We start from the raw sequence: 21985 nt of genomic DNA on the forward strand, positions 1-21985 counted from the left end.
AGACTAAAGCAATAACTAAAAAAAATGACAATTATCATTCCTTATTAATTTTGAATAAAATACTTTTACGTCCTTGAAACAAATTAGTTATAAAAGTGAATTCAAATCTGGAGATTTTTACCAAAAGAATCACTCACTTTCAACCACTAAAAAACAAACCATAAGGGAATGAAAAGTCTTAAAGAGAAAATATTAGAATTGAAAAAGAAGAAAAATGCGGTTATTTTAGCCCATTATTATCAGGAAGCGGATATTCAGGATATTGCAGATTATGTGGGTGATAGTTTAGGATTATCACAAGAAGCCATGAAAGTGGATGCCGATATTATTCTTTTTGCAGGTGTGCATTTTATGGCCGAAACTGCCAAGATTTTAAATCCAACCAAGAAAGTAATTCTTCCCGATTTAAAAGCTGGCTGTTCCTTAGCTGAATCGTGCCCACCAGATTTATTCAAGAAATTCATTGATCAACATCCCGATCATATCGTCATTACTTACGTTAACTGTTCTGCCGAAATCAAAGCCTTGAGCGACATTGTATGTACCTCATCAAATGCTTTAAAAATAGTCGAATCCATTCCAAAAGAAACACCTATCATTTTTGCACCGGACAAAAATTTGGGAAAATACATCATCAGTAAAACTGGAAGAGACATGCTACTTTGGGACGGTTCCTGCGTGGTTCACGAGGCTTTTTCATTAGACAAGCTGATTGAGTTACACAAAGAAAATCCTGATGCCCAAATTATTGCCCATCCTGAATCAGAAACCCACATTTTGGCTACAGCCAATTACATCGGTTCTACGGCGGGCATGATTGATTATGTAAAAATCAATCCAAACAATAAATTCATTGTAGCTACCGAAGCTGGAATTTTACATAAAATGCAACAGGAAGTACCTAATAAAATATTGATTCCGGCACCATCGCAAGAAGACAATACTTGCGCTTGCAGCGAATGTGGTTATATGAAAATAAATACCCTTCAAAAAGTGTTTGATTGCTTACTTTATGAAACACCCGAAATAATTGTTCCGGAAAACATTAGAAAAAGAGCCTTAGTTCCTATTGAGCGAATGCTTGAATTATCAAAATAATGATTACTACCAATTACTTAATCATTGGTTCAGGAGTAGCCGGATTGACTTTTGCCATAAAAATAGCGGATCGCTTCCCGGATAAAAAAGTCACTATCGTAACCAAAGCTAATGCGGACGAATCTAACACTAAGTATGCGCAGGGCGGAATTGCCATTGTCTTAGATAAAGATGAAGATTCTTATCAGAAGCACATTGAAGACACCCTTATTTGCGGTGACGGTTTGTGTGATGAAGCCGTAGTCAAAATGGTCGTTACCGAAGGGCCCGAACGACTAAATGAACTTATTGAATGGGGAGCCAAATTTGATAAAAATGCCGAAGGAAATTTTGATTTAGGCAAAGAAGGCGGGCATTCGGAAAACAGAGTGGTCCATCATAAAGACCAGACCGGACACGAAATTGAACGTGCCATTTTAATGCAGGTCAATCAAAAAGAAAATATCACCGTCTTAGATCATCATTTTGCAATTGATTTAATTACGAAAGACAACTACTGTTTAGGGGCTTATGTTCTGAATCAGAAAACAAATGAAATTACCGCTTACCAATCGGAAATCACCTTATTGGCAACAGGTGGAATCGGGCATCTTTACGGACATACCACCAATCCTGTTATTGCGACCGGTGACGGAATTGCTATGGCCTTTCGGGCAAATGCTACCATCAAGGAAATGGAGTTTATCCAATTCCATCCCACTGCACTGTACGATACTTCTACCGGATCAAAATTTTTAATTTCGGAGGCGGTTCGTGGTTTCGGCGCTTACTTGCGAACCAAAAACGGGTATCGTTTTATGCAAGACTATGATAACCGAAATGAATTAGCTTCCAGAGATATTGTTTCGCAAAGCATCGATTTGGAACTAAAAAAATCAGGCGATGATTGTGTGTATTTGGATTGCACTCATTTAGATTTAGATGCCTTTACCAAACACTTTCCCATGATCTATGAGCATTGTAAGAGCGTTGGAATAGATATTAGCAAAGACTGGATCCCTGTTGTTCCTGCACAACACTATCTTTGTGGCGGAATTGTGGTGGACAGAAATGGAAAGACCTCTATCGAAAATTTATTTGCTTGTGGCGAATGCTCCCGAACCGGATTGCATGGCGCCAATCGATTAGCATCAAATTCCCTGTTAGAAGCATTAGTTTATTCGGATAAAATTTATAATTATTTATCGAGTACTCCTTTGACGAACAAAAAACAAAATACTGTTATTTCAGATCGGACGTTAAAAGACCTGCCCGAAATCAATTTGGACTATCTGAATGCGATGAAAGCCAAATTACAGCTCTTAATGCGTCAAAATGCTGGAATCGTTCGCTATGATTCCGATTTACCAGCGGCAAAAAAACAACTTTTGCATTGGCAAAATGAAATGGAAGAAATTGGCAGAACCCATCGAATCAATGCTGCTTTTTACGAATTGCTGAATATGATGGCAATTGCCTATTTAATCGTTCAGCAATCTATTGAACGTAAAGAAAATCGTGGCGGTTTTGTAAAATTCAAATCCGCAGAATAATAAACTTTTGTTAACGCTTAAACCCTTGATTACTATTGCGGTCTTATTTCTGTAACTTAAAAAAATATAGAAATGAAAAATTTAATCGTTGCCCTAGTATTAGTTCTTGGAATGACCAGTTTTGCTCAAGATAAAAAAGAAAGACCTTCGAGACAAGAGATGGAAAAATTCACTCCTGAACAAAAAAATCAATTGATGTTAAAAAAGATGACATTAGAATTGGACTTAAATGCAAAACAACAAGAGCAGGTAAAACAAGTTATTGCTGAACAAAGTGCCAAAAGAGAAGCAATAAAAGCGGAACAAAAAGCAAAACAGGACAAACCAACAAGTGATGAGCGTTTTGCAATGAAAAACAAGATGTTGGATGAGCAAATTGCCATGAAAGCTAAAATGAAAACTATCTTAACTGCCGAACAACTTGAAAAATGGGATGCGATGAAAGAAAATCATCATCAAAGAGGGGGGCATCGAGGACATGAAGGAGGATGCGAAATGAAAAAGTAAAAAAAAACTTCCGATATAAATCGGAAGTTTTTTTTGCTTAAAAAGTTTTAGACACTTTATCGACTGCTTGTATCGTATAATCCAAATCCTCGTATGTAAGAGCATCGGTAATAAACCAGGTTTCATAGGCCGATGGCGCGATATAAATTCCCTCTTGTAACAATCCGTGGAAGAATTTTTTGAATGTTTCATTATCCCCTTTAGCGGCCGTCTGAAAGTCAACTACCGGAGCCTCATCAAAATGAACGGATACCATAGAACCAATACGATTGATGGTAAAAACAACATTATTTGCTTTTAGCACTTTATCAATTCCGGCAGCTAAATAAGCTGTTTTTTCTTCTAATCTTTGAAAGATAGCACGGTCATTATCCAAAGCCTGCAACATTGCAAATCCTGCAGCCATAGCCAATGGATTTCCAGATAAAGTTCCAGCTTGATAAACAGGGCCTAATGGAGCCAGATAATTCATGATTTCGGCACGGGCAGCGAAAGCACCAACAGGCAAACCACCACCAATTACTTTCCCGAAGCAAACAATATCAGCCTTTATATTAAACAATTCCTGAACACCCCCTCTAGCCAATCGAAATCCGGTCATTACCTCATCAAAAATCAATAGAATTCCGTTATCCGTACACAATTGACGTAGGCCTTCCAAGAATCCTTTATTTGGCGGAACACAACCCATATTTCCAGCAACAGGTTCCACAATTATAGCAGCAATTTCATTTTTATTAGCTCCAATTAAAGCGGCCACATTTTCCAGATCATTATATCTTGCCAATAAAGTATCTTTTGCCGTCCCTGCAGTTACACCAGGACTATTTGGAGTTCCAAAAGTAACCGCTCCACTACCCGCCTGAATCAAAAACGAATCAGAATGACCGTGATAACAACCTGCAAATTTGATAATTTTGTCTCTTTTGGTAAAACCACGAGCCAACCTGATGGCGCTCATACAAGCTTCCGTTCCCGAATTAACGAATCTTATTTTGTCAATATTCGGAACCATTGCAACTGCTAAAGCAGCGATTTGGGTTTCTAATTCCGTTGGCATTCCGAAAGAAGTTCCTAATTTGGCTTTCGCGATTACCGCTTCAACAACCGGTTCAAAAGCATGCCCCAAAATCATTGGCCCCCATGAATTGATATAATCGATTAACCGATTTCCATCTTCATCATACAAATAAGCTCCTTTGGCACTTTTAACAAAAATTGGAGTACCTCCAACTGCTTTAAATGCTCTTACTGGTGAATTTACTCCTCCCGGAATTACTTTTTCCGCTTCAGCAAAAAGCTGACTGCTTCTTTGGTATATCATTTTAAATTTATGATTTATAATTGAAATGTTTTACTTAACTCTTAGTTTCTGACCAACAGAAAGTGCGTTTTCAACAAGGTTATTTTTTTGTTTTAAATCATCAACCAATAAGTTGAATTTCTTTGAGATGGAGTATAATGTATCTCCTTTTTGAACTTCGTATAAAGAAAGGTCCTGAATTTCTGTTTTTACAGGTCTGGTCGTTTGATTGGCATTAATAACATACTCTTTTCCTAAAACCTGATTATCGTATTGATGTAAATTATAACGTTCTATGTAGTTGATTAATTTTTCTGGATAGTTAGGATCTGTAGCATAACCTGCTGCTCTTAAACCTTTGGCCCAAGCTATATAATCGCCCTTTGGCAAAGCAAATAAAGTGGCATATCTGCTTCTTCCAGTTAAAAACACAGCATGATCTTTGAAAGATTCTGCCGGGTCTTTGTATTTTCGGAAACATTCCTGATCAGAGTCATCATCATGCGTAACACTCTCACCCGTCCAATCTTTATGGCATTTTATTCCGAAATGATTGTTAGCGCTTACCGCCAAATCTCCCAATCCTGCCCCTGACTCCAAGATTCCCTGTGCCAAAATAATACTTGCAGGAATACCATAATTTTTCATGTTACCCATAGCAACCTCTTTGTAATGAAAAATGTACCCGTTAATCAAATCACTGGTCACAACAGTCTTTGAAGTGGATTGTATTGTTTCAGTAGTCGAATTACTTTGTGACTGTTTGGGATGTTTTGTTTTTGCTCCGGATTTTGTTGGAGTCTTAGCTACTTCTTTTTTAGGACTATGGGAAACTCCTTTTTTAGTTATAATTACCGGTTTCGAACTAGTACAGCTAACTAAAATCAGTAGGATGGATAATAGTAGGATTTTTTTAATCATAGATATCGATTGTTGGTAATTGTTTGTTTTTTAATTTTATATTCATTCCCTGAACACCTTGAATTCCTCCAGTGTGAATGAGTAAAATTTTTGAGTTTTCAGGAAAATAATCTCTTTCTATTAAATCTATAACGCCAAAAACCATTTTTCCAGTATAAATAGGATCCAAAGGAATTTGGGTCGTCCTATAAAACCGATTGATGAAAGCAATTAATTCCGAATTTACTTTTCCGTAACCTCCAAAATGATAATCCGTAATTAACTCCCAATTCTCATTCTGGACAAAATTACGAATTTCCTCTTTTAAAAAATCGCCTTTTAATGCAGGAAATCCTAAAACTTTTTGATGTGGTAAAATACTGTTTATTATTCCGGAAATAGTCCCGCCAGTTCCTACTGCACAACAAACATAATCAAAAGCAGCATCTTCCTCGGTCAAGATTTCCTGACAGCCTTTAATAGCAAATTCATTAGTACCACCTTCGGGAACTAAATAAAAAGACCCGAATTTTTGTTTTAAGTCTTCAATAAAAGAATCTTCGTTTTTTAACCTATACGCCTCTCTGGTAACAAACTCGAATTGCATACCACAGTTTTGGGCAAATAATAAAGTTGGGTTTTCCAAAATTTTTTCTCTCAACTCATCTCCCCGAATAATTCCAATGGTTTTAAAACCTTTTTCTTTACCGGCATACGCCACAGCGGCGATATGGTTGGAATAGGCTCCGCCAAAAGTAAGCAGTGTTGTCTGATTCTCTTCTTTCGCCTGAAGCAAATTGTATTTTAGTTTTCTAAATTTATTTCCGGAAACAAAAGGATGAATCAAATCCTCGCGCTTGATATAAACCGAAATTGAATTTGGAAAATCTATAGTGACAAACTGGTTCAAAAGTTATTGTGTTTTGAAGATTAAATGGCAGTTAACAATGATTAAAAAAACATTTGCAAAGAAACTGAAATGCTATTAAACAACGCTTACTTTTTCTGTAAAACAGTAAAATTTTAAAAGCCAAATTAACAACCTTATACTAAATCAAACTACAAAAGCGACAAATATACTTTTATCAGTCTTTCAAAGAGCAGTACTTATTTCTGTTCCTGCAAAGCTTTTTTAGCGGCAGCTCCCTTCCCTATTGGGATTCCGGCAGTAAAATAAAGAGAACGATTAAACTGATTTGGACTGGAATCTCCTTTCATTAGGGGCACCAAACCATAATAATATTGTAACCCAAAGTTCATTCCGTTTCCACCTTTTAAATGGTATCCCAAGCCAAGAGCTAATCCGGCGTCAATAACATGAATCTGATCTCTTATATTATTTTTATATACAACATCTTCCCCATCCACTTCATTCTTGAACTCATCAAAAGCTCTACTCAACAAACCCAACTGAGGCCCTCCTTTTACAAAAATATTATTTTGAAATTTATATTTTATTAAAATGGGCACATTGAAATACCTTATCTCCCGATCAACAGTTCCTCCTTCAAATACATTATCTAAATCTTCGTTATTTAATGAATAAACGGCTAATCCGTCTGCTCCCATTGGTGATTTAACAATAACCCCCGTATTGATTATCCAAGAGGGGTTTTTGAGCATAAAGTCAAAATAAAAACCAAGATTGAAACTCAAATCAGATTTAGCCCCTTCAAGATTTGAAATTGTTGAAAAATTTCCTCCTCCTTCCAGTCCAAACTCAATATTGGGCGAATTCAGTTTCTCCCCAAAAATCAGGGAAATCAGAACCTGCGATTTAACTGTAACGGTGTAAAACAGTAGGGCTATAACGAGGCTGTATTTCATTGGTATAAAATATTTTTAAAGGGAATCGATCATCAATCTTTATTAATATTCGTATTTCAGATTATCATGGCGACTTCACACCAAGTGTTTCTTATAGACCAAAACGGTACTGTATCCCCCCTATAAATTGTTGACGAGTACCTAAAAACCCGTATTCAGCCCGAAACATAATATGCTTGTTATACTGATATTGCGTTCCAACTATAAAATTCCACATATCCTTAGGCGCTTTGTCTAAAGAATATTGAACCGAAGAAGTCTCTGCCGTACTAAGAGCGCCATCTACAGCTGACAAGAAACCACCTGCAGCTTCGAGAGCCCTGTCTGCCGCTGAATGTTTAGCAATGTTAGCCGGATTTGCTTGTTCGACATTACTTAATCCATTCCACCAGTTATCAACGGCAACTTGTTTTTCAGCCACTTTCTCTAAACCATTATCCACTTTTGCCTGTGCATCATCTAATGGCAAAACATCCTCTAATAGCAACGAACCACTCGTTTCGCTTTTCATATGCACCCTGAAACCACCCACCCAGACAGCTATATTACTTTCCGGTTTGTTAAATTTAAAAGTCTTGCCCATTCTAGGTCCAAATACAAATATAAAAGCAGGTTCTTCCAATGCGCTTATATCAGTCCAGGTTGCATTCATGTCAAGAGCAAGCCAGCCACCTCCAATACCAATTGTAGGTGTAAAACCTATTCCGAGTGTAGTCGCATCAAAATCAGCTTTAGATCCGAAATTAGCCACTTCTGTCCAATTATTCTCTGCATCAGGAACCCATAAACCCGCTTTTATATTTGTGGAGGTTTTGGCTTTTCCGATAATACCATAAACATTCAAAAACGGGAGTAACCATATATCTGGCCTAATATTAACAGCATTGGCAGTCGCAACAGCATCATTAAATCGAATAATTTCGTCTAAATTATATTTAGGCCCATTATTAAACCCTACCTGCAAATTATTAATAATAAGATCAGACTCCTGCCAAAAATAATTCACAGACACTCCTGCCGAATAAGGCAATTGAAATCCTTTCTTTGTGGCTTTGTCTCCCCATATAGGCAGCGAATAGGGATATTCTTGTGCTTTAAGACTGTCTAATACCGCCTCATTCTTTTTTCCGACTATTTTATCACTATACACTTGTCCATAAGCTTGCACACCTAGAAACATAGAAACTGCAATGATAAATTTGTAAAATTTCATTTCCATTTTTATTTCTTTAAGTATTCATATATAAACCTTATTCAATCACTTTTAACGTTTGAATTATGCGCAATAAATATCTACATGTAAAAATAATACTTTTCAGATAAAAATCAGCAGTATAACCCTTTTTTATCACCAAAAAACAACAGATTTTTTCTACTATTTATTCCATAAAAAACCAAGTAACCGACTAAACAAGAGACTTTAACCTAGCCCACCTGACTCCTTTTTATTATTATAAAACTTTAGGGGACTATTTGTTTTTCAAATAACGCAATGAGGACAAAAAAACTCTTGCATTCAGATAATCGCAATTGTTTTCATTAGCATAAGCTTCCCGCTCAAAACTGATGTTTCTGTAAGCTAAATCAATAGTCCGATATTGCATGAAGCGAAATAAAAACTCTACGAAATACCATATAAAAAAAGGAATTACTAAAAGCTCAAGTTGCTGACGAAGGTGTATTTTCTCGTGATTTACAAAAACCTTATTTTCTTTATCAAACTTATATTTCACAAGCACAAATGGAAATACCGCTAAACCACGATATCCTCTCGGAATTAAATATTTAGCAACAATCAGAAACATTCGCTATAAAATGTATAAATTTGTAATGGCAAAACTGCTTTATTTAATGAAAACCATAATCACACAGACAGCATTATCTAAAGTACGCAAAAACATTTTAGACTAGAATAAAGCGAGCATGATAGAACAAAGTAATGAAAATAAATTAATAGAAGGTGAAGATTTCTATTATACGCCCGAAGGTTATAAATGCTTTACCGAAAAATACCATTTAAAACGAGGCTATTGCTGCAAAAGTGGCTGTCGTCACTGTCCGTATGGATATGACAAGAAAACAGGAGAAATTAAAAAGTAAGCAGTTTTCAACCGAAAAAAAATGCGATTTTAAAATAATATAAAACCGTTAATGGACATTCATTTACAGAAATACAGAATCAAAATTCATAAATCCTACCACAGGTCGGATATACGGTATCCCTAGTTTTTTATTTTAATTAAAAAATGATTATTCGATTTTTAGATTATTCAACTGTTCGAAAAAATCTAAAATAAATACAACCAAAATAGATTAATAGATGTGCTTTATTGAGTTGATAAACTCAATAATCCACCGATCTTAAAATCTTAAAATATAAAAAACATGACTTTCCAAGAACAAATCCAACAAGGAATTCCATCTATATTACCTCAACCAAAACCGTTTGAGGCAAACATCAATCATGCACCAAAGAGAAAAGAAATTCTGTCAGCAGAAGAAAAAAAACTGGCACTTCGAAACGCTTTGCGTTATTTTGAACCAAAACATCATGCCGAATTAATAAAAGAATTCTCGGACGAACTGGAAACCTACGGACGTATTTACATGTACCGTCTTCGTCCGGATTACAGAATGTATGCCCGACCAATCGAAGAGTATCCAGGAAAATCTGAGCAAGCCAAAGCAATCATGTTGATGATTCAGAACAATCTTGATTATGCAGTGGCACAACACCCACACGAATTGATAACTTATGGCGGGAATGGAGCTGTTTTTCAAAACTGGGCTCAATATTTATTAACGATGCAATACTTATCGGAAATGACCGATGAGCAAACATTAACAATGTATTCAGGCCACCCAATGGGCTTATTCCCTTCTCACAAAGAAGCTCCAAGAGTTGTCGTTACCAATGGAATGGTGATTCCTAATTATTCCAAACCGGATGATTGGGAAAAGATGAATGCTTTGGGTGTTTCACAATATGGTCAAATGACTGCCGGAAGTTATATGTACATTGGACCACAAGGTATTGTACACGGAACCACAATTACAGTTTTGAATGGGTTCCGAAAAATAAAACGCAATCCTAAAGGAGGTTTATTCGTAACCTCAGGATTGGGTGGTATGAGCGGCGCACAACCTAAAGCTGGAAATATTGCCGGTTGTATTACTGTTTGTGCCGAAGTCAATCCAAAGATTACTCACATTCGACACAGTCAGGGCTGGATAAATGAAGTTATAGAAGACATTGACGAGTTGGTAAAAAGAGTCGCTTTGGCACAAGCCAATCAAGAAGTTGTTTCTATAGCCTACCTTGGTAATGTTGTGGATGTCTGGGAAAAATTTGATCAGGAAAACATTCATATCGATTTAGGATCAGACCAAACTTCCCTACACAATCCGTGGGCTGGAGGCTATTACCCTGTTGGGATTTCATTTGAGGAAGCCAACGAAATGATGGCTAACAATCCTGATTTATTCAAAGTGAAAGTGCAAGAAACGTTACGCCGTCATACTGCCGCGATCAATAAACATACTGCTAGAGGAACCTATTTCTTTGACTACGGAAATGCTTTTTTACTGGAGGCTTCTCGCGCCGGAGCAGATGTTATGGCAGAAAATCATATTGATTTCAGATATCCGAGTTATGTTCAAGACATTATGGGACCGATGTGTTTTGATTACGGTTTTGGACCTTTCCGCTGGGTTTGTGCTTCCGGAAAGCCAGAAGATTTACAAAAAACAGATACTATTGCCTGTCAGGTTTTGGAAGAAATGGCGAAAACAGCACCAGCCGAAATCCAACAACAAATGCAGGATAATATTCAGTGGATAAAAGGCGCCCAAGAAAACAAACTGGTTGTAGGTTCCCAAGCCCGAATCCTTTATGCCGATGCCGAAGGACGTGTTAAAATAGCCGAAGTTTTTAATCAGGCTATAGCCAAAGGAGAAATCGGAACTGTTGTTCTGGGCCGCGACCACCATGATGTTTCCGGTACCGATTCTCCTTACAGAGAAACTTCCAATATTTATGACGGTTCCCGTTTTACTGCCGATATGGCAATACAAAATGTGATTGGAGACAGCTTTCGTGGTGCCACCTGGGTATCGATTCACAATGGCGGAGGAGTTGGCTGGGGAGAAGTAATCAATGGTGGTTTTGGTATGGTTCTTGACGGAACAAAAGAAGCTTCAAAACGCTTAGCCTCAATGCTTTTCTGGGACGTAAACAATGGAATTTCAAGAAGAAGCTGGGCTCGTAATGAAGGCGCTATTTTTGCCATAAAAAGAGCAATGGAAACACAACCTTTATTGAAAGTGACATTACCAAATACAGTAGAAGATCAATTATTGGATTTTTAGTGTACTGAAATCCCTGAAAATCCAACAAATAAGTCATCATAATAATCGAGTTATATAACCATCTAATATTAAAAGAAAATGAAAGCAATTAAAACTCTTACTTTACTTTTTCTCTTTGTGCTTGCCTCCTGCAGTTCAGTGAGTGTGTATTCCGATTTTGACAAAAATGTAGATTTCAGCCAATATAAAACCTATGCTTTTCATAAAAAAGGTGTCGATGAAGTCAAAATTTCAGAATTGGACAAGAAAAGAATTCTTAATGCGATAGACAACGAACTTAGCAAAAAGGGAATGACCAAAAGTGAAACGCCAGATTTGTTGGTAAATATTTTTACCAAAGAAAGAGAACATATCGATATTTCCCAATACGATTACGGATGGGGCTATGGATGGGGATGGGGATGGAGTCCTTATGCCTGGGGAGGGCCAACCTATGTTTCCTCCACAACAGAAGGAACACTTTTCATTGATCTAATTGACGCCAAGAAAAACCAATTAGTTTGGCAAGGAGAAGGAGTCGGTTATTTACCCCAAAATAGGGAAGACAAGGAAAAAAGAATCAACGAATTTGTTGCTAAAATATTAGTACAATATCCACCAGCGCTTCCAAAAAAATAATATTTTTTGTAGTTCTTATCAAATAATCTATACATTTGCATCTCAAACAGAAAGCAATGAAAAATTTATCTAACATTATTATCGCTATTAGCATTATTGTAATTCTACAATGATGGCGAGGTGTTATATAAATAAGTAAACTAGATACAATTTATTAAACCTCCCAAATCGGGAGGTTTTTTTATTTAAAACCATACATAAAAAATTTAGCTTTAATTATTATTCTAATTATTAACATTCGTTTCCCGTGACGAGTCAGGATTATAGTAACTACTATCAGCCTTTCTCTTCTAAAACAGAGAAAGGCTTTTTTTTTAAATCAAAACAACTATTTAAAACTTATACCAATCCAGTACTATTAAAGAAAAATGAAATGAAAACATTAGAACTCCCGTTAGAAGAAAAAACAAACAGCAAAACCATCAAAACAACTGGTAGTATTGCTGTTATTGACGCCTTACTTTCTGAACAAACCGATACTATTTTCGGTTATCCCGGAGGCGCCATCATGCCGCTTTACGATGCCTTATACGATTTTAAAAATCGGCTCAATCACATATTGGTCCGTCATGAACAAGGAGCCATTCATGCCGCACAGGGTTACGCCAGAGTAAGCGGAAAAACAGGAGTTGTTTTTGCGACGAGTGGTCCTGGCGCCACCAATTTAGTTACCGGATTGGCGGATGCTATGATCGACTCCACACCTTTGGTCTGCATCACAGGACAGGTTTATGCCCATTTACTAGGCACCGATGCTTTCCAGGAGACCGATATCATCAACATAACAAGTCCAATAACAAAATGGAATCATCAGGTAACGGACGCTAATGAAATCCCAGAAGCTCTGGCAAAAGCTTTCTTTATCGCAAAAAGTGGCCGTCCTGGACCCGTACTAATCGATATTACCAAAAACGCACAACTGCAATTATTTGATTATAATGGTTATCAGCCCTGCATTCAAGTAAGTGGTTATCGTGCAAAACCAACTGTTCGTATGGAATACATTGAGAAAGCGGCAGCACTGATCAATCAGGCAAAAAAACCGTTTGTGATTTTTGGACAAGGCGTTCTATTAGGCCAGGCCGAAAAAGAATTTAAAGCCTTCATTGAAAAAGGAGGATTTCCGGCTGCTTGGACTATCATGGGAATGAGTGCCATTCCTACCGACCATCCGTTAGGCGTTGGTATGCTTGGAATGCATGGCAATTATGGCCCTAATTATTTAACCAATGAATGCGATGTCCTGATTGCTATAGGAATGCGTTTTGACGATCGGGTTACAGGGCGACTGGACAAATATGCCAAACAGGCACAAATTATCCACTTGGACATTGACCCCGCCGAAATTGATAAAAACATTCCAACTACGGTTTCCGTTTGGGGAGATTGCAAAGAAACATTGCCCTTACTCACCCATTTAATAGAAGAAAAAACACATCCTGAATGGCTTGCCGAATTTGAAATAAAAAGAGCAAAAGAAACTACAGTAGTGATTGAAAAAGACTTACATCCCACTGAAGGAGGCTTGACTATGGGAGAAGTGATACAAGTTCTTAACGAACTCACCCTGGGAGATGCCGTAATTGTTACTGATGTGGGGCAACACCAAATGGTTAGTTGTCGTTATGCCAAACAAAATACACCAAGAAGCAACATTACCAGCGGTGGTCTGGGAACTATGGGCTATGCACTTCCAGCAGCAATTGGAGCTAAATTTGGGGCACCGGAAAGACAAGTTGTAGCCATCATGGGTGACGGAGGAGCACAAATGAACATCCAGGAATTAGGAACTATTATGCAGTTTAAACCCAATATAAAAATCTTAATCCTTAATAATAGCTTTTTAGGAATGGTACGACAATGGCAGGAATTATTTCATGAAAGACGATATTCTTTTACAGATATCCAAAGTCCCGATTTTGTTCAGGTCGCCAAAGGGTATAAAATAAATGGAAAGCATGTTACCAAAAGAGAAGAACTAAGAGAAAGCCTAAAACAAATGTTAGATTATCCAAGTACATTTGTATTAGAAATAGCAGTAATCCAAGAGGACAATGTATTCCCGATGGTTATGCAAGGAAAAGGAGTAGCTGAAATCATCTTGAGTAAAGAAGAAATTTAAAAAAACCTAAAATGATAAAAAAGGAATATACATTAACCGTCTATACTGAAAATCAAGTAGGCCTAATCAGTAAAATTGCCATCATGCTTTCCAGAAGAAAAATTGACCTGAAAAGCCTGAATAGTTCCCCGAGCGAAATCGAAAAAATATATCGGTTTACGATTGTGTTAGATGAAACTGAAGCTGTGGTAAAAAACTTAGTCCGACAAATAGAGAAAATAGTGAGTGTTTTCAAAGTATATTGCAATACTAATGATGAAATTATCTGGCAACAAATAGCGTTATACAAAGTTCCAACTGCTATTATAATGAAAGAAGTCAAAGTGGAGCGATTATTAAGAAAATATAGTGCAAAAGCAGTCGTAATCCAGGAAGACTACTCTGTTTTTGAAATCAGCGGACAAGACGAAGAATTAAACAATCTTTTTCTGGAATTGGATAAATTTGGCATTACTGAGTTTGTGAAAAGCTCCCGAATTGCCATTATTAAATCGAATGAAGGAATTCGCAAAAAGATGCTAGATATAGAAAAGAATACCCCAACAAAAAAAGCAATTAATAATGAATTCTTAAGTCGTAAAAGTATGATTTTTGAAATGCAATAAAACTAAAAACAATGACACTATTTAATGAATCATTAGCCGCAAAAAAGCAGCTAAAAGGAGTGGTTTCCCCTACTCCATTGACGGAGAATCTAAATCTTTCTGATGAATTCGAATCAACCGTATTATTAAAACGTGAAGATTTACAAATCGTTCGTTCCTACAAAATCAGGGGAGCTTATAACAAAATAAGTTCTCTGACTGAACAGGAAAAAAACCAAGGCATTGTATGTGCCAGTGCGGGAAACCACGCTCAAGGAGTGGCCTATTCCTGTAACCTGCTAAAAATAGCGGGCAAAATATACATGCCCAAAACGACTCCAAAACAAAAGGTAAAACAAGTACAATTATTCGGAAAATCATTTGTGGAAATTGTACTCACGGGCGACACTTTTGATGATGCTTATGCAAAAGCAGTAGAAGACGCAAAAAACAACAACAAAATTTTCATTCATCCCTTTGATGACATAAAGGTCATTGCAGGCCAAGGCACAGTGGGATTAGAAATTTTAGAATCGTGTAGCGATCCTATAGATTATGTTTTTGTGCCTATCGGCGGCGGCGGATTGGCGGCAGGATTATCAGAAGTTTTTAAACATTTGAGTCCAAATACTAAAATCATTGGGGTAGAACCCGAAGGCGCTCCGTCGATGAAAACTTCAATAGCGAAAGGCAAAAATACAGCATTGGAAACCATTGACAAATTTGTCGATGGCGCAGCGGTAAAACAAGTTGGTAACATCACCTATGAAATCTGCAAAGAGAACTTGGACGATATCATTCTGGTTCCCGAAGGCAAAGTATGTACTACTATTTTACGATTGTATAATGAGGAAGCAATGGTAGTAGAACCTGCCGGAGCATTGACCATTGCCGCTTTGGACTTTTACAAAGAAAAAATAAAAGGTAAAAGAGTGGTTTGCATTGTCAGCGGAAGCAATAACGATATTGAGAGAACCGCCGAGATAAAAGAACGCTCCTTGTTATACGAAGGCCTGATGCATTATTTCATGATTCAGTTTCCGCAACGTCCGGGTTCCTTAAAGGAATTTGTAAACGAAATTCTGGGCCCAGAAGATGACATTACCTATTTTCAGTTTACCAAAAAGAACAGCCGCGAAGTTGGCCCAGCAGTTGTGGGACTGGAACTGAAAAACAAAAATGACATTCTGGCCATCAAAACAAAAATGATAAGTAAAGGATTCGAGTTCAAATACCTGAACGAAAAGCAGGATTTGTTTACCCAATTAATCGGATAAAACTGTAAAGCATATTTCCAATTTATAGCCTACCTTTGTGTAGGCTTTTTTTAATACCTGATTATGGCAATCCTTACCGACATTACAACTATTGAAGACATCAAATTACTTGTTGACACCTTCTATTCCAAAGTGCAAAAAGACGAATTTATCGGCCCGATATTTAATGAAAAAATAGGCAATCGCTGGCCAGAACATCTGGAAAAAATGTACCGTTTTTGGCAAACTATCTTACTCGAAGTACATAGCTATACCGGAAGCCCGTTTCCACCGCACAAACATCTTCCAATTGACAAAGAACACTTTGACCGCTGGATGCAAATTTTCATCGAAACCACGGATAGTTTATTTGTTGGTCCATTGGCGGAAGAAGCCAAAATACGCGCGAAGAATATGGCGGAAATGTTCAATTATAAAATTGAATATTTTAGAAACATGCACCGAAGTCAATAGAATACCACTTGAAACACCATTTAATTAAGAAACCGCAGCAGAAATGTTGCGGTTTTAATTTTACAAATACCTTGAAAAATCTTTAAACGCCAAGCTCCGCTAGGAAACTAGCAAAGCAAACTGACGAAGTAAATAACTCCTAAAATAAATCACGAAAATGCACCTACTCGCATTTTTTCTAGTTAAAACATACCTATTGTCTTACTTTTGTGGCGCTACCAAAACACAAACCAAACCAACACATGTATCTTAAAACCAAATTCATTACGCTTTTTATCCTTATTGCTCTTTATTCGTGCAAAACACAATCTGACAAAAACACTAAAGTTTACCAATATGCCACCATCAACGCTTTAATGGAAGGCGGATATGACGGTGAATTGAAAATGGAAGAGCTCCAGGAAAAAGGTTCGTTTGGCATTGGAACTTTTAATGAACTGGATGGTGAAATGATTGGTTTGGACAACGACTTCTACCAAATTAAATCGGACGGAAAAGCCTATCCTGTGACGAAAGAGCAACTAACTCCTTTTGCCGTGGTGACTAATTTTAAATCGGATAAAAACTATGTCTCACCAAAAAATCTGCAACTGAAAAACCTTTATTCTCTTTTAGACAGCTTGACACCAAATAATAATATCTACTTTGCTTATCAGATTAAAGCGCAGTTCAAAACTATCAAAACCCGCTCTGTATCCAAGCAGATTAAACCCTATCCTTTGATGATTGATGCAGTAAAAAAGCAATCCGTTTTTGAATTGCAAAACACCAAAGGAACTTTAGTAGGCTTCCGTTTTCCGGAATATATGAAAGGATTGAATGTTCCTGGATATCATTTCCATTTTATTGCGGATGATAAAATTTCCGGTGGCCATGTTTTGGATTTATCGGGTACGAATTTTGAAATTTCCATTGACTCGATTTCTGATTTTGAGCTTAAAATTCCTAACAATCCCGAATTCAACAAACTCAATTTAACCAAAACAAAAGCGGAAGATTTAGAAAAGGTGGAGAAATAATTTCCCATTTAAATGCTGTAAATAGCTCCTTAAAATTGTACTTTTACAAAAAATCTACAACGATTTCGTTATGAGCACAACTATAGAAAGTAATCCCTTATTAGACCGATTACCGAAGCATTTAAAGCAATTTATAAAACCTCAAAATTACAGTGATTACACACCCATAAATCAGGCCGTTTGGCGTTATGTGATGCGTAAAAACGTAAACTATCTTTCGAAAGTAGCCCATAGTTCTTACTTGGAAGGATTGAAGAAAACGGGAATTGAAATTGACCATATTCCAAGTATGTATGGCATGAACCGTATTCTTTCTGAAATAGGCTGGGCAGCAGTTGCTGTGGACGGTTTTATTCCGCCCAATGCTTTCATGGAATTCCAGGCTTATAACGTTTTGGTAATTGCTTCAGACATTCGACAATTAGAACATATCGAATACACTCCCGCGCCGGATATTATTCACGAAGGTGCCGGTCATGCTCCTATTATTGCCAATCCTGAATATGCAGAATATTTACGCCGTTTTGGTGAAATAGGCTGCAAAGCGATTTCTTCTGACAAAGATTACCAAATGTATGAAGCCATCCGACTGCTTTCTATCTTGAAAGAAGCCGAGGACACACCACAATCGGAAATTGAAAAAGCCGAAAAAGCTGTGGAAGATTTACAAAATAATATGGGCGAATTATCTGAAATGTCCCAAATAAGAAATCTACATTGGTGGACAGTGGAATATGGTTTGATTGGTACTATCGAAAATCCAAAAATCTATGGGGCCGGCTTGTTGTCCTCTATTGGAGAAAGTGCCTGGTGCATGACTGATAATGTGAAGAAAATCCCTTATGATATCTCGGCTGCCAATCAAAGTTTTGACATTACCAAACTACAACCACAACTCTATGTCACACCTGATTTCTCTTATTTAAGTTTGGTTTTGGAAGAGTTTGCCAATAAAATGGCCTTACGTACCGGAGGATTATCCGGAATTAAGAAATTGATTCAATCCAATGCTTTAGGAACAATCGAGTTGAGTACCGGAATTCAGATTTCGGGTGTATTTACCAATGTGATTGAAGATGAAGGAAAACCCGTTTATATTCAAACTACCGGTAAAACAGCTTTGGCTTATCGAGAGAAAGAGTTAGTGGGTCACGGAACTATTAAACACCCAGAAGGTTTTGGTAGCCCTATCGGAAAACTGAAAGGTATCAATCTCGCTATAGAGGATATGAGTCCAAGAGATTTAAAGGCTTACGACATTTATGAATCCGAAAGTGTTACTTTAGAATTTGAAGGTGACATCACCGTAAAAGGCGAAATCATTACAGGATCCAGAAACCTGCATGGTGAAATTATTTTAATCAGCTTAAAAAATTGTACCGTTACGCACAAGGACACTATTTTGTTTCAACCGGAATGGGGTAATTATGATATGGCAATAGGTAAAAAAGTGATTTCCGCTTTTTCAGGTCCAGCCGATGTAAACAGTTTTGATTTGATATCGCATGTGCCTTCCAGCAAAACCATTAAGGCAAAGCACACTGCAGAAAGAGATGATTTAGAGCTATTATACCATAGTATTCGAAAAATAAGAGAAACCAAAGACATCACCACTTCATTAGAACCTATTTTTCAAAAACTAAAGGAAGACCACCCAAAAGATTGGTTACTAGCTATAGAAATTACTGAACTTCTGAAAGACCGAAACGAATCTCAACTCTTGCAGGAAGTAATGGTTTATCTTGAAGAATTAAAAGAAAAAAGACTTGAAGTAGCTCATTTAATTGATGGAGGCTTGGAATTGATTTTCGAAAAAGAGAAAGCTTAGCGTTCTATTCTATATAAATTTTAAGCAAATCGAGCGCAGTCGAAACCATCATAGATAATTTTGACTGCGCTCGGTTTTTAACAAAAATCCATTAAAGCTTTATTTTCTGGGCAAAGTCTTTTTCACTTTCGATTACTTGCCCTTCGTATCGTAATTTCCAACCCATAGTATTAGTCAGAATCAACATTTTTGACAATTCACTGATCAGACGATTTTGCGCATTTGATTTCAACGATGATTTTTCAATTTTCTTAGCCAAATTAGCCTTCACCGATTTGTTTATTTTGTTATAATCATCTCCGGTAAATTGATTCATTTGACTTTGTTCGACATCATAAAACTGAATATCGGGACTGATTTTTATTTCCTCTTTTGGAATACTTAGAATTGTTATGGTTTTGTTTTTCTCGTCAATATCATATTTCATTTGATGCAAATCATAAGAAACAGTAACATCGGCATTGACAATAACTAGCGCTTTCTTTTCGAAAGAAATCATATCCATCATGTACTTCTGTTGATTTTTATAGGTGATGACTTCAGAAAAATGTCCTTCGGTAACAACCAATTTTCCAACATTCACAATTTGTTGCTGAATGAGATTCGTGTTGTAACTTAAATCGGAATCATCCGCCTCTTTTTTGAAATCACAATACTTGAATAATAACACCGCAGCGACTATTATTACAATGCCTATTAAAATTCTTTTTAACATAATTAAAATTTCATGAATGAATATTGTGACACTAATTTAGTTATTTTTTCTGACAGTTTAGATTCAAACTTTAAGTGACTTTCTGAATTTGGATTAAATGGTTTGTGAGACAAACTTTTCTGAATACCTTCCACTTCATCCATAACAGAATAAGCTAATTCTGAAATTGTGGTTTCCTTAAAACGCTCCCAGATATAATCAATCGCAACCTGATTAGGATGCAACATATCCTCGGCATAAAAACGGTAATCCCGAAGTTCGTCCATCATGATTTCATAGGAAGGAAAGTAATCAGTTTGCAGTTTGCAGTTTGCAAATTTCAGTTTGTCTTGAATCGCACTAATCAGATTGGCTTTACTCCACTGATTTTCAACGAAACCGTCTTTGAGGTGGCGTACAGGCGAAACGGTAAAAATTAAATTACAATTTGGATTTATCGATTGAATGAAACGCATTGTGTTTTCGATACTTTCCTTTATCGCTTCAACAGACAGTAATTCTTTCTTAAACTGTTTTTGAGGCACTTTATGACAATTGGCAACTATTGCCTCACTTTCACTATTGCGATACACCCAAGCCGTTCCGTAAGTAATAATTAGATGAGTGGATTGCGCTATTTGGCTATTTGTGGATTGAAGAATAGCATTTAATGATGCTAGCAATTCGTCTTTACTTGAATTGCTTAAATCAGAATGCACGTCAAAACAATGCCAGCGCTCATTATAAAAAAAGACATCATCTTCAGTAAATAGTTCCTGATTTACCACTTTCTGAATTATTTTCTCAATCGAAACCGGGTTGAAAATGATTCCAAAAGGATTAACCTCACTTTGAAATTTAAAATACTGGAATTTCTCACCCATATTTTCTGCAAAACAAGAACCTAAAGAAACAATTTTAGAATTATAGTCTAAGGGATGATTACTTTTTGGAATGGAAATTTGGGTTCTGAATTGCATAAAAATTTTGTTTCCACAAATTTAAGGATTTATTCGTAGAAGTATTGTGTTTTCAGATAAGCCCCACTTCCATTATCCGACAGAGCTTTCTCTGAAACCTGTTCCGTTGGATAGCCATCTGAATCGTATTTAAAAATACTGTTAGAAAAATTAGCTGAGGATATTATCTGATCTTCACGAGTTATCGATACAATCTCTGTACTTATCAAACTATTATTTAAGGAGATGCGCTGATTATGGTCTAATAATTTGTTGTATCCCAAAATAGCATACAACGGATTTTTTTTCGAATCATATTCAAAACTTATACTGTAATTAGAGACAACACCTACTCCAGTATTGTCTATTATTCGCTCATCTTTTATTAAATTTTCGTTTTGAAAATACAACGTCCCATGATACATTCTCAGCTCCACATTGCCCGAATTTAAACTCCATTTTTCATAAGAAACGGTTCCGTCTGAATGATGAACGTAACTAATTCTATAATTATTCAAAGACCTGGCCGAGACTAATCTCCCTTCCAAATAGCTGTATTCTATAGTTTCAACCACTTGACTTTCCTTATCTAAGGTTACAATCTTTGTAATTAAACCATCAGTATAGATGAAATCGGTATGTTTATTGACGCCATCAATACTAACAATTTCATCACCATTATACATAAACAAAGAGGTAGCTGAAGTTCCATCGGCTGAAACCTCAACTACCTTTTTGAGAATTTTTACGTTATCGTTATTATCCGTTGAACAGGAATAAAGAGTCAATACAAAAATTGACAAGGTCCAAAATATATATTTTTTCTGTTTCATAAATAATTAAACAAATCGTATTAACCCTTTATTAAACCTTTTTAGTTTTATATAAATCAAACC

At 36.5% G+C, this 21985-nt stretch carries 21 protein-coding genes; 12 read left to right on the forward strand and 9 right to left on the reverse strand.

Annotation, left to right across the window (positions count from 1 at the left end; all coding sequences use genetic code 11):
• The first annotated feature begins 168 nt into the window (after positions 1–168).
• From nadA to ABEB23_RS16850, 3 genes are all read left to right on the forward strand, one after another.
• Positions 169–1098 (forward strand): quinolinate synthase NadA, encoded by a 930-nt coding sequence (gene nadA / locus ABEB23_RS16840; RefSeq protein WP_348813837.1) that lies wholly within the window; start codon positions 169–171, stop codon positions 1096–1098.
• Positions 1098–2630, forward strand: a complete 1533-nt coding sequence (gene nadB, locus ABEB23_RS16845; protein WP_348813838.1) for an L-aspartate oxidase — start codon at positions 1098–1100, stop codon at positions 2628–2630. The genes nadA and nadB overlap by 1 nt, the downstream gene beginning before the upstream one ends.
• Before the next feature lie 72 nt (positions 2631–2702).
• Positions 2703–3137 carry a DUF4890 domain-containing protein gene (locus tag ABEB23_RS16850; RefSeq protein ID WP_348813839.1) on the forward strand — a complete coding sequence of 145 codons (435 nt, stop codon included), beginning with the start codon at positions 2703–2705 and terminating at the stop codon, positions 3135–3137.
• Positions 3138–3174: 37 nt separating this feature from the next.
• Here the strand turns inward: ABEB23_RS16850 and hemL are convergent, their stop codons facing one another.
• From hemL to ABEB23_RS16880, 6 genes are all read right to left on the reverse strand, one after another.
• Positions 3175–4461 (reverse strand): glutamate-1-semialdehyde 2,1-aminomutase, encoded by a 1287-nt coding sequence (gene hemL, locus ABEB23_RS16855; protein ID WP_348813840.1) that lies wholly within the window; start codon positions 4459–4461, stop codon positions 3175–3177.
• Positions 4462–4491: 30 nt separating this feature from the next.
• Complete coding sequence (locus tag ABEB23_RS16860; protein ID WP_348813841.1) at positions 4492–5361, reverse strand: glucosaminidase domain-containing protein; 870 nt, start codon at positions 5359–5361, stop codon at positions 4492–4494.
• A complete protein-coding gene (locus tag ABEB23_RS16865) occupies positions 5354–6250 on the reverse strand; it encodes a 1-aminocyclopropane-1-carboxylate deaminase/D-cysteine desulfhydrase (RefSeq protein ID WP_348813842.1) in 897 nt (298 codons plus the stop codon). Before ABEB23_RS16865 ends, ABEB23_RS16860 begins: the two co-directional genes overlap by 8 nt.
• Positions 6251–6447: 197 nt before the next feature.
• A complete protein-coding gene (locus ABEB23_RS16870) occupies positions 6448–7167 on the reverse strand; it encodes a porin family protein (protein ID WP_348813843.1) in 720 nt (239 codons plus the stop codon).
• 91 nt (positions 7168–7258) lie between these two features.
• Positions 7259–8386 (reverse strand): hypothetical protein, encoded by a 1128-nt coding sequence (locus tag ABEB23_RS16875; protein WP_348813844.1) that lies wholly within the window; start codon positions 8384–8386, stop codon positions 7259–7261.
• A gap of 250 nt (positions 8387–8636) precedes the next feature.
• A complete protein-coding gene (locus ABEB23_RS16880) occupies positions 8637–8972 on the reverse strand; it encodes a hypothetical protein (RefSeq protein ID WP_348813845.1) in 336 nt (111 codons plus the stop codon).
• Between the two features lie 118 nt (positions 8973–9090).
• On the opposite strand from ABEB23_RS16880, the gene ABEB23_RS16885 reads away from it, so the two are divergent.
• The 9 genes from ABEB23_RS16885 (at position 9091) to ABEB23_RS16925 (ending at position 19436) form a co-directional block, all read left to right on the forward strand.
• Complete coding sequence (locus ABEB23_RS16885; protein WP_348813846.1) at positions 9091–9267, forward strand: C1orf53 family protein; 177 nt, start codon at positions 9091–9093, stop codon at positions 9265–9267.
• Positions 9268–9552: 285 nt separating this feature from the next.
• Positions 9553–11535: a urocanate hydratase gene (gene hutU, locus ABEB23_RS16890; protein WP_348813847.1), complete on the forward strand. Its 1983-nt coding sequence runs from the start codon at positions 9553–9555 to the stop codon at positions 11533–11535.
• A 78-nt stretch (positions 11536–11613) separates the two neighbouring features.
• Positions 11614–12153: a DUF4136 domain-containing protein gene (locus ABEB23_RS16895; protein ID WP_348813848.1), complete on the forward strand. Its 540-nt coding sequence runs from the start codon at positions 11614–11616 to the stop codon at positions 12151–12153.
• A 373-nt stretch (positions 12154–12526) separates the two neighbouring features.
• Positions 12527–14275, forward strand: a complete 1749-nt coding sequence (gene ilvB, locus ABEB23_RS16900; protein WP_348813849.1) for a biosynthetic-type acetolactate synthase large subunit — start codon at positions 12527–12529, stop codon at positions 14273–14275.
• Positions 14276–14286: 11 nt separating this feature from the next.
• Positions 14287–14880, forward strand: a complete 594-nt coding sequence (gene ilvN / locus ABEB23_RS16905) for an acetolactate synthase small subunit (RefSeq protein ID WP_348813850.1) — start codon at positions 14287–14289, stop codon at positions 14878–14880.
• A gap of 11 nt (positions 14881–14891) precedes the next feature.
• Positions 14892–16136: a threonine ammonia-lyase IlvA gene (ilvA, locus tag ABEB23_RS16910; RefSeq protein ID WP_348813851.1), complete on the forward strand. Its 1245-nt coding sequence runs from the start codon at positions 14892–14894 to the stop codon at positions 16134–16136.
• Positions 16137–16199: 63 nt separating this feature from the next.
• Positions 16200–16589 carry a group III truncated hemoglobin gene (locus ABEB23_RS16915; protein WP_348813853.1) on the forward strand — a complete coding sequence of 130 codons (390 nt, stop codon included), beginning with the start codon at positions 16200–16202 and terminating at the stop codon, positions 16587–16589.
• A gap of 242 nt (positions 16590–16831) precedes the next feature.
• Positions 16832–17608 carry an acetolactate decarboxylase gene (gene budA / locus ABEB23_RS16920; RefSeq protein ID WP_348813854.1) on the forward strand — a complete coding sequence of 259 codons (777 nt, stop codon included), beginning with the start codon at positions 16832–16834 and terminating at the stop codon, positions 17606–17608.
• A 70-nt stretch (positions 17609–17678) separates the two neighbouring features.
• Positions 17679–19436: an aromatic amino acid hydroxylase gene (locus ABEB23_RS16925; protein ID WP_348813856.1), complete on the forward strand. Its 1758-nt coding sequence runs from the start codon at positions 17679–17681 to the stop codon at positions 19434–19436.
• A gap of 91 nt (positions 19437–19527) precedes the next feature.
• Here the strand turns inward: ABEB23_RS16925 and ABEB23_RS16930 are convergent, their stop codons facing one another.
• From ABEB23_RS16930 to ABEB23_RS16940, 3 genes are read right to left on the reverse strand one after another with little or no spacing between them, the layout of a single operon-like run.
• On the reverse strand, positions 19528–20151 hold the full coding sequence (locus ABEB23_RS16930) for a DUF4230 domain-containing protein (RefSeq protein ID WP_348813858.1): 624 nt from the start codon (positions 20149–20151) through the stop codon (positions 19528–19530).
• Between the two features lie 2 nt (positions 20152–20153).
• The gene (locus tag ABEB23_RS16935; RefSeq protein WP_348813860.1) at positions 20154–21110 is read right to left on the reverse strand and encodes a GSCFA domain-containing protein; all 957 of its coding nucleotides are present in this window, start codon (positions 21108–21110) and stop codon (positions 20154–20156) included.
• 29 nt (positions 21111–21139) lie between these two features.
• Positions 21140–21922, reverse strand: a complete 783-nt coding sequence (locus ABEB23_RS16940) for a hypothetical protein (protein ID WP_348813862.1) — start codon at positions 21920–21922, stop codon at positions 21140–21142.
• Between the last annotated feature and the right edge of the window lie 63 nt (positions 21923–21985).

Origin of the sequence: Flavobacterium maritimum (genome assembly GCF_040049085.1) — a bacterium.
GTDB lineage: Bacteria > Bacteroidota > Bacteroidia > Flavobacteriales > Flavobacteriaceae > Flavobacterium > Flavobacterium maritimum.